At 74.9% G+C, this 17,081-nt stretch carries 2 protein-coding genes; both read left to right on the top strand.

The window, feature by feature from the left end; all coding sequences use genetic code 11:
- The first annotated feature begins 32 nt into the window (after window positions 1-32).
- Window positions 33-16,037 carry a type I polyketide synthase gene (locus ACZ7KF_RS07530; protein ID WP_471070046.1) on the top strand — a complete coding sequence of 5,335 codons (16,005 nt, stop codon included), beginning with the start codon at window positions 33-35 and terminating at the stop codon, window positions 16,035-16,037.
- 46 nt (window positions 16,038-16,083) lie between these two features.
- Window positions 16,084-17,081 (top strand): beta-ketoacyl synthase N-terminal-like domain-containing protein (locus tag ACZ7KF_RS07525; RefSeq protein WP_471070044.1); only part of this gene is annotated, 998 nt, incomplete at its 3' end.

Genomic DNA, 17,081 nt, shown 5'->3' with positions numbered 1-17,081 from the left:
CCATGACAGCGGACGCACCACGGAGGACGGATATGTCGGGCCCGGACGACCAGATCGTCAACGCGCTGCGCGCCTCCCTCAAGGAGAACGCGCGCCTGCAGCAGGAGAACAGCAAACTCGCGGCGGTCGCTGCCGAGCCCATCGCCATCGTCTCCATGGCCTGCCGGTACGCGGGGGGCATCCGCACCCCCGAGGACCTGTGGCGCGTGGTGACCGACGGCACCGACGTCTACACGACGTTCCCGGAGGACCGCGGCTGGGACCTGGAGGGCCTCTACCACCCCGACCCGGACAACCCCGGCACGACCTACGTCCGCGAGGGCGCCTTCCTGCACGACGCGGGCGAGTTCGACGCCGCGTTCTTCGGCATCTCGCCCCGCGAGGCCCTCGCCATGGACCCGCAGCAGCGCCAGCTGCTCGAAGTGTCCTGGGAGACCCTGGAACGCGCCGGCATCGACCCGCACTCCGTGCGCGGCAGCGACACGGGTGTCTTCGCCGGCATCGTCCACCAGGACTACGCCCCCGACCTCAGCGGCCACGAGGGCTTCCTCAGCCTGGAGCGGGCCCTGGGCACCGCGGGCGGTGTCGCCTCCGGCCGCGTCGCCTACACCCTCGGCCTGGAAGGGCCGGCGGTCACCGTCGACACCATGTGCTCCTCCTCCCTGGTCGCCATCCACCTCGCCATGCAGGCGCTGCGCCGCGGCGAGTGCTCCATGGCGCTCGCCGGCGGCTCCACCGTGATGTCCACCCCCGGCGGCTTCGTCGGCTTCGCCCGCCAGCGCGGCCTCGCCTTCGACGGCCGCTGCAAGTCCTACGCCGCCGCGGCCGACGGCTCCAGCTGGGCCGAGGGCGTCGGCGTCGTCCTGCTCGAAACCCTGTCGCAGGCCCGCGAGCGCGGCCACCGCGTGCTGGCCGTCATCCGCGGCTCGGCCGTCAACCAGGACGGCGCCTCCAACGGCCTCACCGCACCCAACGGCCCCTCCCAGCAGCGCGTCATCCGCAAGGCCCTGGCCGGCGCCGGACTGACCACCGCCGACGTCGACATGGTGGAGGGCCACGGCACCGGCACCGTCCTCGGCGACCCCATCGAGGCCCAGGCCATTCTCGCCACCTACGGCCAGGACCGCCCCGCAGGACAGCCGCTGCGACTGGGCTCCGTCAAGTCCGTCATCGGCCACACCCAGGCCGCCTCCGGCGTCGCCGGCGTCATCAACATGGTCCAGGCGCTGCGCCACGGCCTGATGCCGGCCACCCGGCACATCGACACCCCCACCCCCCAGGTCGACTGGTCGGCCGGTGCGGTGGAGCTGCTCACCGAGGCACAGCAGTGGCCCGAGACCGACCGCCCGCGCCGCGCCGGCGTGTCCTCGTTCGGCGCCAGCGGCACCAACGCCCACCTGATCCTGGAACAGGCCCCCGAGGACGACACGCCCGAAGCGACGCCCACGGCCCCGGCCGGGGTGCTGCCCCTCGTGCTGTCGGCGGCCTCCGCCACCTCCCTCGCCGGCCAGGCCGACCGCCTCGCCGCCTTCCTGGAGAGCGCCGCGGACACCCCTCTCGCGGACATCGCCGGCACCCTCGCCACCCGGCGCGCGGTGCTGGGCGAGCGCGCCGTGGTGGTCGCCGAGACCCGGGACGAGGCCCTGGCCGCGCTCACCGCCCTCGCCCGCGACGAGCAGGCCGCCGGCACCGTCCAGGGCGTCGCCACCGCGGCCGGCGCCGGCAAGACCGTCCTGGTCTTCCCGGGGCAGGGCACCCAGTGGATCGGCATGGGCCGGGAACTGCTGGAGTCCTCCCCGGTGTTCGCCGCCCGCGTCGAGGAGTGCGCCCGGGCCCTGGAACGCTGGGTCGACTGGGACCTCGAAACCGTACTGCGCGGCGAGGCCGACGCCGACCTGCTGACCCGCGTGGACGTCGTCCAGCCCGCGAGCTTCGCCGTCGCGGTCGGCCTGGCCGCCGTCTGGGCGTCCGTGGGCGTCGTACCGGACGCGGTGGTCGGCCACTCGCAGGGCGAGATCGCCGCCGCCTGCGTGGCCGGCGCCCTGTCGCTGGACGACGCGGCCCGTATCGTCGCCGTCCGCAGCCAGGTCATCCGCGGCCGGCTCGCCGGGCTCGGCGGCATGGCGTCCGTCGCGCTGACCGAGGAGGACGTCACCGCCCGACTGGAGCGGTGGGCCGGCCGGGTCGAGGTGGCCGCCGTCAACGGCCCCTCCTCGGTGGTGATCGCCGGCGACGCCGAAGCCCTCGACGAGGTCCTGGACACCCTGGAGGACCAGGGGGTGCGCGTGCGGCGCATCGCCGTCGACTACGCCTCGCACAGCCGCCACGTCCAGACCGTGCAGGAGGCGCTGACCGAGGCCTTCGCCGACATCCGCGGCGCGGCCCCCGCCATCCCCTTCCTGTCCACCGTCACCGGCGAGTGGGTCCGCGACGCCGGCGTCCTGGACGGCGACTACTGGTACCGCAACCTGCGCCGGCAGGTGCGCTTCGGCCCGGCCGTCGCCACCCTCCTCGCCGAGGGCCACACCGTCTTCGTCGAATCCAGCGCCCACCCCGTCCTCGTGCAGCCCATCAGCGAGATCGCCGACGTCGCCGACGCCGTGGTCACCGGCTCCCTGCGCCGCGACGACGGCGGACTGCGCCGCCTGATCACCTCCGTCGCGGAGGTCTTCGCGGGCGGGGTCGCCGTCGACTGGCAGGGCATCCTGCCCGAGGCCGCCCGCACCGCCCACGTCGACCTGCCGACGTACGCCTTCGACCGCCGCCACTACTGGATCCAGCTGACCGCGAGCGGCGGCGACGCCGCCTCCCTCGGCGTGACCGGCAGCGAGCACCCGCTGCTCGGCGCGGTCGTCCCGCTGCCCCAGACCGACGGCCTGGTCTTCACCTCCCGCCTCTCCCTGCGCACCCACCCCTGGCTGGCCGACCACGCCATGCAGGGCGTCGTCATCGTCCCCGGCACCGTCTACGTCGACCTCGCGGTCCGCGCCGGCGACGAGTTCGGCTGCGGCACCCTCGAAGAACTCGTCATCGAGGCGCCCCTGGTCCTGCCCGAACAGGGCGGCGTCCGCGTCCAGGTCGCCGTCGGCGGCGCGAGCCCGAACGGCTCCCGCACCGTGGACGTGTACTCGCTGCGCGAGAACGCCGGCGACGACGGCCAGGGCGAGTGGACCCGGCACGCCACCGGCCTGCTCTCCGGCACGCCCGCACAGTTCACGACACCCGCCGTCGACTACGCCGCCTGGCCGCCGCCCGGCGCCGAACCCGTCGGCATCGACGACTTCTACACCGCCCTCGTCGCCCGCGGCTACGCGTACGGCCCCGCCTTCCAGGGGCTGCGCGGAGTGTGGCGGCGCGGTGAGGAACTCTTCGCCGAGGCGTCCCTGCCGCCGGACCACCGGGAGAAGGCCGACAAGTTCGCCATCCACCCGGCCCTGCTCGACGCCGCCCTGCACACCAACGCCTTCGCCAACCCGGACGACGACCGCAACGTCCTGCCGTTCGCCTGGAACGGGCTCGTCCTGCACGCCGAAGGCGCCACCGCCCTGCGCGTACGGGTCGCGCCCGCCGGCCCCGACGCCCTGTCCTTCCAGGCCGCCGACGAGACCGGCGCCCTCGTCCTGACCATGGACTCCCTGGTGTCCCTGCCGGTCTCCGCCGAACAGCTCGGCGCCGCGGCCGGCGGCAGCAAGGACGTCCTGTTCGCCGTCGACTGGGTGCAGCTGCCCGCACCCGAGGACGTCACGGCCGCGCCCACCTGGGTGCCCGTCGCCGACGCCGCCGACGTGACCGCGCTCGCCGCCCGCGAGAGCGCCCCCGGCGCGGCCGTCCTGGACGCGTACAGCGACGGCACCGACGCCCAGACCCTGACCGCCCGCGCCCTGCGCGTGCTCCAGGCATGGCTGGCCGCGCCCGGACTCGAAGCCGCCCGGCTGGTCGTGGCCACCCGGGGCGCGGTCGCCGCGGGCGGCGACGCCGCGGTCACCGACCCGGCCGGCGCCGCCGTCTGGGGCCTGGTCCGCGCCGCCCAGGCGGAGAACCCCGACCGGGTGATCCTGGTCGACCTCGACCCGGCCGCCGCCACCGGTGCCGGCCCGGTCCTCGCCCAGCTCCTCGCCGCGGGCGAACCGCAACTCGCCCTGCGGGGCACCGCCCTGTCCGCGCCCCGCCTGGTCCGCGCCGAGCCCGCCGGCACCGAAGAGCCCGCCACCGAGCCCGGCGGCACCGAGCGCGCCGCCGCGTTCGACACCGCCGGCACCGTCCTGATCACCGGAGGCACCGGCTCGCTCGGCTCGCTCGTCGCCCGGCACCTGGTCGAACGGCACGGGGTACGCCATCTGGTGCTGGCCGGCCGCCGCGGCCCCGACGCCGTCGGCGCCGCGCTGAGCGCCGAACTCACCTCCCTCGGAGCGGCCGTCTCCGTCGTCGCCTGCGATGTCTCCGACCGGGACGCGGTCGCCGAGCTGCTGCGTGCCGTACCGGCCGAGCACCCGCTGACCGGCCTGGTGCACCTCGCCGGCGTCCTCGACGACGGTGTGATCAGCGCGCTGACCGAGGAACGCATCGCCGGGGTCTTCGCCCCCAAGGCCACCGCCGTACGGCACCTGGACGAACTGACCCGCGAACTCGCGCCCGCACTCCGCTCGTTCGTGGTCTTCTCCTCCGCCGCCGCCCTGCTGGGCTCCGCGGGCCAGGGCAACTACGCGGCGGCCAACGCCTACCTGGACGCCCTGATGGCCCACCGCCGCGCGGCCGGCCTGCCCGGCGTCTCCCTCGCCTGGGGCCTGTGGGAGCAGAGCACCGGCCTCACCGCCCACCTCAGCGAGACCGACCAGGCCCGTATGAGCCGCGGCGGTGTCCTCGCCCTCACCCCCGACGAGGGTCTCGCCCTCCTCGACACCGGGCTGCACGCCGACCGGTCCCTGCTGGTACCGATCAAGCTGGACCTGCGCGCCCTGCGCTCCGACGCCGCCTCCGGCAGCACCGTGCCGCATCTGCTGCGCGGCCTGGTCCGGGCCGGCCGGCGCTCCGCGCGGGCCGCGGCCGGCGACGGCAGCGGGCTCCTGCGCCGCCTCGCCGGACTGCCCGAGACCGAGCAGGAAGCCGTCCTGCTCGGCATCATCCAGGCCGAGGCCACCGCCGTCCTGGGCTTCAGCGGACCCGAACTCGCCCAGGGCACCCGCGGTTTCGGCGACATCGGCTTCGACTCGCTCACCGCGATCGAATTGCGCAACCGGCTCTCCGCGGCCACCGGCGTCAAGCTGCCCGCCACGCTCATCTTCGACTACCCCACCCCGGTGGCACTCGCCCGCCACCTGCGGGAGGAACTCGGCGAGAGCGCGGCCGGCGCCGCCGCCCCCACCGTGGTGGCGACCGACCCGGACGAGCCGATCGCGATCGTCGGCATGGCCTGCCGGCTGCCCGGCGGCGTCACCGACCCGGCCGGCCTGTGGCGGCTCGTGAGCGAACGCCGCGACGGCATCACGGAGTTCCCCGACGACCGCGGCTGGAACCTGGACGAGCTGTTCGACGCCGACCCCGACAAGGCCGGCACCTCCTACGTCCACAAGAGCGGATTCCTGCACAGCGCCGCGGAGTTCGACGCCGAGTTCTTCGGGATCTCGCCCCGCGAGGCCCTGGCGATGGACCCGCAGCAGCGGCTGCTGCTGGAGGCGACCTGGGAGGCCCTGGAGAACGCCGGCATCGACCCGAACGCCACCCGGGGCGCGAACATCGGTGTCTTCTCCGGTGTCTCCATCCACGACTACCTGGAGTCCCTCAGCAACATGCCTCCCGAGCTGGAGGGCTACGTCACCACCGCGACCGCGGGCAGCGTGGCCTCGGGCCGGGTGTCGTACGTGTTCGGCTTCGAGGGTCCCGCGGTGACCGTGGACACCGCCTGCTCCTCCTCCCTGGTCGCCATGCACCTCGCGGCCCAGGCGCTGCGGAGCGGCGAGTGCTCCCTCGCCCTGGCCGGCGGTGTCGCCGTGATGGGCTCGCCCATCGGCGTGCTCGGCATGTCCCGCCAGCGGGGTCTCGCCGCCGACGGCAAGGTCAAGGCATTCTCGGCGGGCGCCGACGGCACCATCCTGTCCGAGGGCGTCGGCATCGTCGTCCTGGAGCGCCTGTCGGAGGCCCGCCGCAACGGGCACCAGGTGCTGGCGGTGGTCCGGGGCAGCGCGGTCAACCAGGACGGCGCGTCCAACGGCCTGACGGCTCCCAACGGCCCCTCGCAGCAGCGGGTGATCCGCCGGGCGCTGGCGGCGGCCGGGCTGGCCGCCTCGGACGTGGACGCGGTGGAGGCGCACGGCACGGGTACGGCACTGGGCGACCCGATCGAGGCACAGGCCCTCCTCGCCACCTACGGACGCGACCGTGAAGCCCCCCTGTGGCTCGGCTCGTTGAAGTCCAACATCGGGCACACGCAGGCCGCCGCCGGTGTCGCCGGTGTGATCAAGATGGTGGAGGCGCTGCGGCACGGCGTCCTGCCCCCGACCCTGAACGTCACCGAGCCGACCCCGCAGGTCGACTGGTCCGCCGGTTCCGTCGAGCTGCTGACCGAGGAACGGCAGTGGCCGGAGTCCGGCCGCCCGCGCCGCGCGGGTGTCTCCTCCTTCGGCATCAGCGGCACCAACGCCCACCTCATCCTGGAGCAGGCCCCCGAGGAGCCCGCCGCGGAGCCGGCGGCCCCGGTCGACGGCCCCGTGCCGCTGGTGGTGTCGGCGGCCTCGGAAGGGGCGCTGGCGGGTCAGGCGGAGCGGCTGGCGGCCTTCGTCGGCGACACGGGGGTGTCGCTCGCGGAGATCGCGGGCTCCCTGGTGACGCGCCGGGCGGCGCTGTCCGAACGGGCCGTGGTCGTCGCCGGCTCGCGGGACGAGGCGGTGGCGGGGCTGGCCGCGCTGGCCCGGGGTGAGTCGGCCGCCGGTCTGGTGAGCGGTGCCTCGGGTGCGTCCGGGCGGACGGTGCTGGTGTTCCCCGGTCAGGGTTCGCAGTGGCTGGGGATGGGCCGGGAGCTGCTGGAGTCCTCGCCCGTGTTCGCGGAGCGGATCGAGGAGTGCGCCCGGGCCCTGGAGCCGTGGGTGGAATGGGACCTGAAGGCCGTCCTGCGTGGTGACGCCGACCTGATGGGCCGGGTCGACGTGGTGCAGCCGGCGAGCTTCGCGGTGATGATCGGCGTGGCCGCTCTCTGGGCATCCGTGGGCGTCGTACCGGACGCGGTGGTGGGTCACTCGCAGGGTGAGATCGCGGCCGCGTGTGTGGCCGGTGCGCTGTCCCTGGAGGACGCGGCGCGGATCGTGGCCGTCCGCAGCCAGGTGATCGCCGGGCAGCTGGCGGGCCGGGGCGGTATGGCGTCGGTGGCGTTGTCCGAGGCCGAGGCGGCCGACCGGATCACCGCCTGGGACGGGCGCGTCGAGGTCGCCGCCGTCAACAGTCCGTCGTCCGCGGTGATCGCGGGTGACGCCGAGGCGCTGGACGAGGCGCTGGCGGCACTGGAGGCCGACGGCGTACGGGTCCGCCGCGTCGCGGTGGACTACGCCTCCCACACCCGCCATGTCGAGGCCATCGAGGAGGCGTTGGCGCACGAGTTCGCGGACATCCGCAGCCAGGCCCCGCTCGTGCCGTTCTTCTCCACGGTCACCAGCGAATGGGTCCGCGAGGCGGGCGTGCTCGACGGCGGCTACTGGTACCGCAACCTGCGCGGCCAGGTCCGTTTCGGCCCGGCCGTCGCCACCCTCCTGGCCGAGGGCCACACGGTCTTCATCGAGTCCAGCGCCCACCCCGTCCTCGTCCAGCCGATCAACGAGATCGTCGACGAGACGCGCGCGGACGCGGTGGCCACCGGCTCGCTGCGTCGCGAAGAAGGCGGACTGCGAAGGCTGTTGACGTCGATGGCCGAGGTGTTCGTCCAGGGAGTCGCCGTCGACTGGACCGGCGTACTGCCCGAGGGCGCCGGGGACACCCACGTGGACCTTCCCACGTACGCCTTCGACCACCGCCACTACTGGCTGAAGACCGCCCCCGCGGCCGACGCGGCCTCGCTCGGACAGGCCGCCGCCGACCACCCCCTGCTGGGCGCGGTCGTCCCGCTGCCCCAGTCCGACGGGCTGGTCTTCACCTCCCGCCTCTCCCCGCGCACCCACCCCTGGCTCGCCGACCATGTCGTCGGCGGAGCGGTCGTCGTCCCGGCCACCGTCCTCGTCGAACTGGCCCTGCGCGCCGGCGACGAGGCCGGCACCGCCGGTCTGGACGAGCTGACCGTCGAGACACCGCTGGTACTGCCCGAGGAAGGCGGCATACGCGTCCAGGTCGCCGTCGGCGGCCCCGACGATACGGGTGCGCGCACCGTCGACGTCTACGCGGCCGGAGAGGCCGCCGAGAGCGCCGCCTGGACCCGGCACGCCACCGGACGGCTGTCGCCCGCCCCGCTCACCACCCCCGGATCGAGTGCCGACCTGACCGTGTGGCCGCCCACCGGCGCCCGCCCGGCCGACGCCGACGAGCTGTACGCCGACCTGCTCCGCCTCGGCCACCCCTTCGGCCCCGCCTTCCGGGGCGTACGGGCGCTGTGGCGGCGCGGTGACGAGGTCTTCGCCGAGGTCGCCCTGCCCGAGGAGCAGCGCGCGGGCGCCGAGCGGTTCGGCATCCACCCCGCGCTGCTCGACGCCGCCGTGCAGTCCGGGCTGCGGCACGCGGCCACGGCCGACCAGGACGGCAGCGGGCAGCGGCTGTGGCAGCCCGCCGAATGGCAGGGGCTGACGCTGCACGCCACCGGCGCGACCACGCTCCGGGTGCGGCTCGCTCCGTCCGGATCCGGCCGGCTCGCGCTGGAAGCGGCCGACGAGGCCGGCGGTCTCGTCCTCACCATGGACGCCCTGGGCTTCCTGCCGGTCTCCGCCGACCAGCTGACGGCGGTCACCGGCGACAGCGGCCACTCCCTGTACCGCGTCGACTGGACGGAACTGCCCGCGCCCGCCGCCGAGACGGAGCAGGCGCCGCAGTGGGTGCCGCTGTTCCACGCGGACGAGGTCGAGATCCTCGCCGGCGCCGCCACCGGCCCCCTGGTCGCCGTGGTCGAGGCGGTCACCGCCGACGGCACCGCCGACGGCACCGCCGACGGCACCGCCGACGGCGCCCTGTCCGGGACCGAGCGGGTGCTGGCCATGCTCCAGGCGTGGTTCGCCGCACCCAGCCTGGAGGAGTCCCGGCTGGTGGTGCTGACCCGGGGGGCCGTGCCCGCCGGCGGTGACAGCGCCGTGACGGACCCGGCCGGAGCCGCGGTCTGGGGTCTGGTCCGGGCGGCCCAGGCCGAGAACCCCGGCCGGATCGTCCTCATCGACACCGACACCGACCTGGACATCGCCTACGGCACCGCCGTCGAGCCGCTGCTCGCCACGGTCCTGGCCGCCGGCGAACCACAGGTCGCCGTGCGCGGTGCGGCGCTGTCGGTGCCGCGTCTGGTGCGGGCGGCGGAGGACGGGCCGACGGTGGAGTTCCGTGCCGGGGGCACGGTGCTGGTGACGGGTGGTACCGGTTCGCTGGGTGCGCTGGTGGCGCGGCATCTGGTGGAGCGGCACGGGGTGCGGCATCTCGTCCTGGCCAGCAGGCGGGGCGGGGAGGCGGAGGGGGCCGCGGAGCTGGCGGCCGGGTTGTCGGAGCTGGGTGCCGAGTCCGTGTCCCTCGTGGCCTGCGACGTGTCCGACCGGACGGCGGTGGCGCGGCTGCTGGAGTCCGTCCCGGCGGAGCATCCGCTCACCGGTGTGGTGCACACGGCCGGAACCCTGGACGACGGCGTGATCAGCGCCCTCACCCCCGAACGCATGGCCGGTGTCTTCGGCCCGAAGGCGAACGCCGCCGCCCACCTGGACGAGCTGACCCGCGACCTGGACCTGACGGTCTTCGCCGTCTACTCCTCCGGCGCCGGCCTGTTCGGCTCGGCCGGCCAGGGCAACTACGCGGCGGCCAACGCCTACCTCGACGGCCTGATGGCCCGCCGCCGCGCCGCCGGTCTGCCGGCCGTGTCCCTGGCCTGGGGCCTGTGGGAGCAGAGCACCGGTCTGACGGCGCACCTCAGCGAGACCGACCAGGCCCGCATGGGCCGCGGCGGCGTCCGCGCCCTCACCCCCGCCGAGGGCCTGGCCCTCTTCGACACGGCCCTCGGCGCCGACCAGGCCCTCGTCGTCCCGATCAAGCTGGACCTGCGGGCCGCCCGCGCCGACGCCGCCTCCGGCGGCACCGTGCAGCCCCTGATGCGCGGCCTGATCCGGGTCACCCGGCAGGCCGCCCGGACGGCCGCCGCGGCCGGTGGCGGCGGCGGACTGGCCGACCGGCTCGCCGGACTCGACCCGGCCGAGCAGGAAGCGCTGCTGCTGGACGTCGTCCGCGGCCAGGTCGCCACCGTCCTCGGCCACGCCGGCGCCGACCAGGTCCGGGCCGAGAAGGCGTTCAAGGACGCCGGGTTCGACTCCCTCACCTCCGTCGAGCTGCGCAACCGCATCCGTGAGGCCACCGGCCTGAGCCTGCCCACGACCGTCGTCTTCGACTACCCGACCCCCCTGGCCCTCGCCCGCCACCTGCACGGTCACTTCGGCCACGTCACCGCCGCCCCGGCCACCCCGGCACCGGCCGTCGCCACGGCCGACCCCGGCGAGCCGATCGCGATCGTCGGCATGGCCTGCCGGCTGCCCGGCGGGGTCACCAGCCCCGAGGGCCTCTGGGAACTGGTCTCCGAGGGCCGGGACGCGATGTCCGGCTTCCCGTCCGACCGCGGCTGGGACCTGGAGGGCCTGTTCGACTCCGACCCCGGACGCGTCGGCACGTCGTACGTGGACCAGGGCGGCTTCCTCTACGACGCCGGTCTCTTCGACCCGGGCTTCTTCGGGATCTCGCCGCGTGAGGCGCTGGCCATGGACCCGCAGCAGCGGCTGCTGCTGGAGACCTCCTGGGAGGCGCTGGAGCGGGCGGGCATCGACCCTCTCGCGCTGAAGGGCACGGACGTCGGCGTGTTCTCCGGTGTGATGACCCAGGGCTACGGCTTCGGCGGCGAACTGCCGCCGGAACTCGCCGGGTTCACGGCGACCGGCTCCGCCGGCAGCGTGGCCTCCGGCCGGGTGTCGTACGTCTTCGGCCTCGAAGGCCCCGCGGTGACCGTGGACACGGCCTGCTCCTCCTCCCTGGTCGCCATCCACCTCGCCGCGCAGGCCCTGCGCAACGGCGAGTGCACCATGGCGCTCGCCGGCGGTGCGACCATCCTCGCCAACCCGTACACGTTCGTGGAGTTCTCCCGGCAGCAGGCCCTCTCGCCCGACGGCCGGTGCAAGGCCTTCTCCTCGTCCGCCGACGGCACCGGCTGGGCCGAGGGCGCGGGCGTCATCGTCCTGGAACGCCTCTCGGAGGCCCGCCGCAAGGGCCACCAGGTGCTCGCGGTCGTCCGGGGCAGCGCGGTCAACCAGGACGGCGCCTCCAACGGCCTGACCGCCCCCAACGGCCCGTCCCAGCAGCGGGTGATCCGCAAGGCGCTGGCCAGCGCGGGTCTGTCGGTGTCCGAGGTGGACGCCGTCGAGGCGCACGGCACGGGCACCGTCCTCGGCGACCCGATCGAGGCGCAGGCCCTGCTCGCCACCTACGGCCAGGACCGCGAGGAGCCGCTGTGGATCGGCTCGGTGAAGTCCAACATCGGGCACGCCCAGGCCGCCGCCGGTGTCGCCGGTGTCATCAAGACCGTGGAGGCGCTGCGGCACGCGGTGCTGCCCCCCACCCTCCACGTCGACCAGCCGTCGACCGAGGTCGACTGGTCGACCGGTGCGGTGGAGGTCCTCACCGAGGCCCGGCCCTGGCCGCAGGCCGACCGTCCGCGCCGCGCCGGTGTCTCCGCGTTCGGCGTCAGTGGCACCAACGCCCACGTCATCCTGGAGCAGGCCCCCGAGGAGCCGGCCGCGACGCCGGTGGCCCCGGCCGACGGTGTGCTGCCGGTGGTGGTGTCGGCGCGCGGCACCGCCGCGCTCGCCGGACAGGCGGGCCGGCTGGCCGAGTTCATCGACCGGACCGACGCCTCGCCGACGGCCGTCGCGGGCGCGCTCGTCGCCCGGCGGGCCATGCTGTCCGAACGGGCCGTGGTCGTCGCCGGCTCACGCGAGGAGGCGGTGACCGGACTGGCCGCGCTGGCCGCGGGAGAATCGTCGCCGATCGTGGTCACCGGCTCGGAGAGCACCGGCGGCACGGTGTTCGTCTTCCCCGGCCAGGGCTCGCAGCGCCTGGGCATGGGCCGCGAACTGTACGACCGCTACCCGGTGTTCGCCGACGCGCTGGACGAGGCGTGCGCCGCACTCGACGCGCGGCTGTCCGGCTGGGCGGACCACCCCGTCAAGGACGTCGTCTTCGGCGACGTCGGCAACGCCGGCGGCGGCCTGCTCGACCAGACGGTGTTCACCCAGGCCGGACTGTTCGCGGTGGAGACGGCGCTGTTCCGGCTCGTCGAGTCCTGGGGCGTACGGCCGGACATCGTGGCCGGACACTCCATCGGCGAGGTCGTCGCCGCCCACGTCGCCGGAGTGCTGTCGCTGACGGACGCGGCGGCCCTGGTCGCCGCGCGCGGACGGCTGATGCAGGCCCTGGCACCGGGCGGCGCGATGGTCGCCGTCGCCGCCACCGAGGCGGAGATCGAGGAGTACCTCGGCGCGGGCGTCGACCTCGCGGCGGTCAACGCACCCGGCTCGGTGGTCCTCTCGGGCGACGAGGGCGCCGTCACGGCCGTGGTGGAGAAACTGCGCGAGCAGGGCCGCCGGACCAAGCGGCTCACCGTCTCCCACGCCTTCCACTCGGCGCTGATGGAACCGATGCTGGCCGAGTTCACCGCGGCCCTGTCCGGCCTGACCTGGAACGAGCCGACCCTCCCCGTGGTGTCCAACGTGACGGGCCGGCTGGCCGAGCCGGGCCGGCTGACGGACCCCGCCTACTGGGTCGACCACGTCCGCCGACCGGTCCGCTTCGCGGAGGGGATCAGCGCCACGGGCGGCTCCGTCTTCCTGGAGCTCGGCCCCGGCGGCGCGCTGGCCGGCGCGATCGCGGAGTCGGCCGGCGAGGACGCGGTCAGCGTCCCGGCCCTGCGCGACGACCGCGGCGAAGCCCAGACGCTCCTGCTGTCCGTCGCCGAACTGTTCGTCCGCGGCGCGCGGGTCGACTGGGCGGCCGTCCTCCCCGAGCGCGCCACCGAGGCCCGGGTGGACCTGCCGACGTACGCCTTCGAGTACCAGCACTACTGGCTGCGCACGACCCCCGCCACCGACGCGGTCGCGCTCGGCCAGAGCACGGCCGACCACCCGCTGCTCGGCGCCGTGGTGGAGGTACCCGAGACCGGCGGCCTCCTGTGCACCTCCCGGCTCTCCCTGCGCACCCACCCCTGGCTGGCCGACCACGCCGTAGGCGGAGTCGTCCTGGTACCCGGCACCGGACTGGTCGAACTCGCCGTCCGCGCCGGTGACGAGGCCGGCTGCGGAACACTGGACGAACTCGTCATCGAGGCCCCCCTCGTCGTCCCCGCACAGGGCGGCGTCCGGGTCCAGGTCGCCGTCGGCGGACCGGACGCGGACGGCCTGCGGACCGTGTCGATCTACTCGGCCCGCGAGAACACCGCCGGCGAGATCGGCACCGACACCTGGACCCGCCACGCCACCGGCACCCTGACCGCGTCGGCCGCGGACACCCCCGCCTTCGACACCACGGTCTGGCCCCCGGCCGGCGCCGAACCCGTCGACCTCGACATCGACTCCTTCTACGAGACCCTGCTCGGCCACGGCTACGCGTACGGCCCCGCCTTCCAGGGCCTGCGCGCGGTGTGGCGGCGGGGCGAGGAGATCTTCGCCGAGGTCGCCCTGCCGGACGAGCAGCGCGACGAAGCGGCCCGCTTCGGCCTCCACCCCGCCCTGCTGGACGCGGCTCTGCACACGGACGCCTTCGCCCAGCCCGACGACGGCCACAACGTCCTGCCGTTCGCCTGGAACGGACTGGTCCTGCACGCGGCCGGCGCCGCCTCCCTGCGGGTGCGGATCGCACCGCGCGGCACCGACGTGCTGTCCCTGGTCGCGGCCGACGACAACGGCGGACTCGTCCTCAGCGTCGACTCGGTGACCTTCCGCCCGGTGGACGTCGAGCAGCTCGACGCCGCCGCGACCGCCGACGAGGGCCGCGACGCCCTGTTCGGCGTCGCCTGGACCGAACTCCCCGCACCCGCCGGGACGACGGAGCCGGCAGCCGTGTGGCCGCGGGTCGCCACCGCCGCCGAGGTGACCGCGCTGAAGGGCGACGTCCCCGAGGCCGCCGTCCTGGAGCTGGCGGGCTCCGCGGACGGCGACGAGGAGGCCCTCGCCCGGACCGCCGCCGCCCTGGAGGTCGTCCAGGCGTGGCTCGCCGACGAGGAGTTCGAGGACGCGCGGCTGCTGGTGGTGACCCGGGGCGCGGTGCCCGCGGGCGGCGCCGCAGCACTGACCGACGCGGCCGGAGCCGCGGTCTGGGGTCTGGTCCGGGCGGCCCAGGCCGAGAACCCCGGCCGGATCGTCCTCCTCGACCTCGACCCGGCCACCGACGCCCCCGCCGACGACCTCGTCGCCCCCGTCCTCGCCACCGGCGAGGCCCAGCTCGCGGTCCGCGGTGCGGCGCTGTCGGTGCCGCGTCTGGTGCGGGCGGCGGAGAGCGAGTCGACGGTGGAGTTCCGTGCCGGGGGCACGGTGCTGGTGACGGGTGGTACCGGTTCGCTGGGTGCGCTGGTGGCGCGGCATCTGGTGGAGCGGCACGGGGTGCGGCATCTCGTCCTGGCCAGCAGGCGGGGCGGGGAGGCGGAGGGGGCCGCGGAGCTGGCGGCCGGGTTGTCGGAGCTGGGTGCCGAGTCCGTGTCCCTCGTGGCCTGCGACGTGTCCGACCGGACGGCGGTGGCGCGGCTGCTGGAGTCCGTCCCGGCGGAGCATCCGCTCACCGGTGTGGTGCACACGGCCGGAACCCTGGACGACGGCGTGATCAGCGCCCTCACCCCCGAACGCCTCGCCGGGGTGTTCGCCCCCAAGGTCAGCGCCGTACGGCACCTGGACGAGCTGACCCGCACCCTGGACCTGACGGTCTTCGCCGTCTTCTCCTCCGCGTCCGGCCTGTTCGGCTCGGCCGGCCAGGGCAACTACGCGGCGGCCAACGCCTACCTCGACGCGGTCGCCCACCAGCGCCGGGCGGCCGGACTGCCCGCCACCTCGCTGGCCTGGGGCCTGTGGGAGCAGACCAGCGGCATGACGGCCCACCTGGGCGCGGCCGACCAGGCCCGGATGAGCCGCGGCGGCGTCCTGCCCATCGGCCCCGCCGAGGGCATGCGTCTCCTCGACGCCGCCCTGGACACCGGCGAAGCCCTCCTCGTCCCCATCAAGCTGGACCTGCGGGCCCTGCGTGCCGACGCGGCGGCGGGCCGCCCCGTGCAGCCCCTGCTGCGCGGCCTGGTCCGCACCGGCCGCCAGCCGGTCCGCGCCACGGCCGGCGACCACACCGGCGGACTCACCCGCCGGCTCGCCGGGCTCGACCCGGCCGAGCAGGAGGCCCTGCTCCTGGACCTCGTCCGCGGCCATGTCGCCACCGTCCTCGGTCACGCCGGGGCGGAGCACGTCGGCCCCGAGACGGCGTTCAAGGACGCCGGGTTCGACTCGCTCACCTCCGTGGAACTGCGCAACCGGCTCCGGGAGACCACCGGCCTCAAGCTCGCCGCCACGGTCGTGTTCGACTACCCGAACCCGCTCGCTCTGGCCCGCCACCTCCACGCGGAACTGGGCACATCCCACGACGCCCTGTCGCTGGTGCACGAAAAGATCGAAGACATCGAGTCACTGATCGCCGGACTGCTTTCCGACGAGTCCAAGAAGGCCGACATCGTGCTTCGCCTCCAGGGCCTGGTCGCGAAGTGCAACGGAGCGGACGAGGAAGCACAGGGGTCCGCCGTGGCGGAACAACTGGAATCCGCCTCCGCCGATGAGGTCCTCGACTTCATCAACGACGAACTCGGAATCGTCTGACCGTCACGTTTTCGCGGACCGTCAAACCCTCGGTGAGGAATGGAAGATGGCCACAGAGCAGGAACTCCTCAAGTACCTCAAGCGTGTCACGACCGAACTGCACGACCTGCGCCGGCAGGTCCGGCGGAACGCGGACGAGCCGGTCGCGATCGTCGGTATGGCATGCCGGCTGCCGGGCGGCGTGACGACGCCGGAGGAGCTGTGGCGCCTGGTCGCCGAGGGCCGCGACGCCGTGTCCGACTTCCCCGCCGACCGCGGCTGGGACCTGGACGCGCTGTTCGACGACGACCCCGACAAGGCGGGCACCACCTATGCCCGCCAGGGCGGATTCCTGCGCGATGCCGGCCTGTTCGACGCCGAGTTCTTCGGTGTCTCACCCCGTGAGGCCCTCGCGATGGACCCCCAGCAGCGACTGCTGCTGGAAACCTCGTGGGAAGCACTGGAACAGGCCGGTATCGACCCGCTCTCGCTGAAAGGCGCGGACGTCGGCGTCTTCAACGGCATCATGGGCGTCGACTACTTCTTCGGCGGGAACCTGCCGCCGGAACTGGAGGGTTACGCCGGAACGGGCGGCGCCGGCAGCGTCGCCTCCGGCCGCATCTCCTACGTGTTCGGCTTCGAGGGCCCGGCCGTGACCGTCGACACGGCCTGCTCCTCCTCCCTGGTCGCCATCCACCTCGCCGCGCAGGCCCTGCGGCGCGGCGAGTGCTCGATGGCCCTGGCGGGCGGCGCCACCGTCATGGCCACCCCGCACACGTTCGTCGACTTCTCCCGCCAGCGCGGCCTCGCGGCCGACGGCCGCTGCAAGTCGTACGCGGACTCGGCCGACGGCACGGGCTGGGCCGAGGGCGCGGGCGTCGTCGTCCTGGAGCGTCTCTCGGAGGCCCAGCGCAAGGGCCACCGGGTGCTCGCGGTGATCCGGGGCAGCGCGGTCAACCAGGACGGCGCCTCCAACGGCCTGACCGCCCCGAACGGCCCCTCGCAGCAGCGGGTGATCCGCAAGGCGCTCGCCGCCGCGGGGCTCACCCCGGAGGACGTCGACGC

This window comes from Streptomyces sp. NPDC038200 (assembly GCF_055600785.1).
The sequence above is the reverse complement of the archived record's forward strand: the minus strand, read 5'-3'. Positions and strand labels throughout refer to the sequence as shown.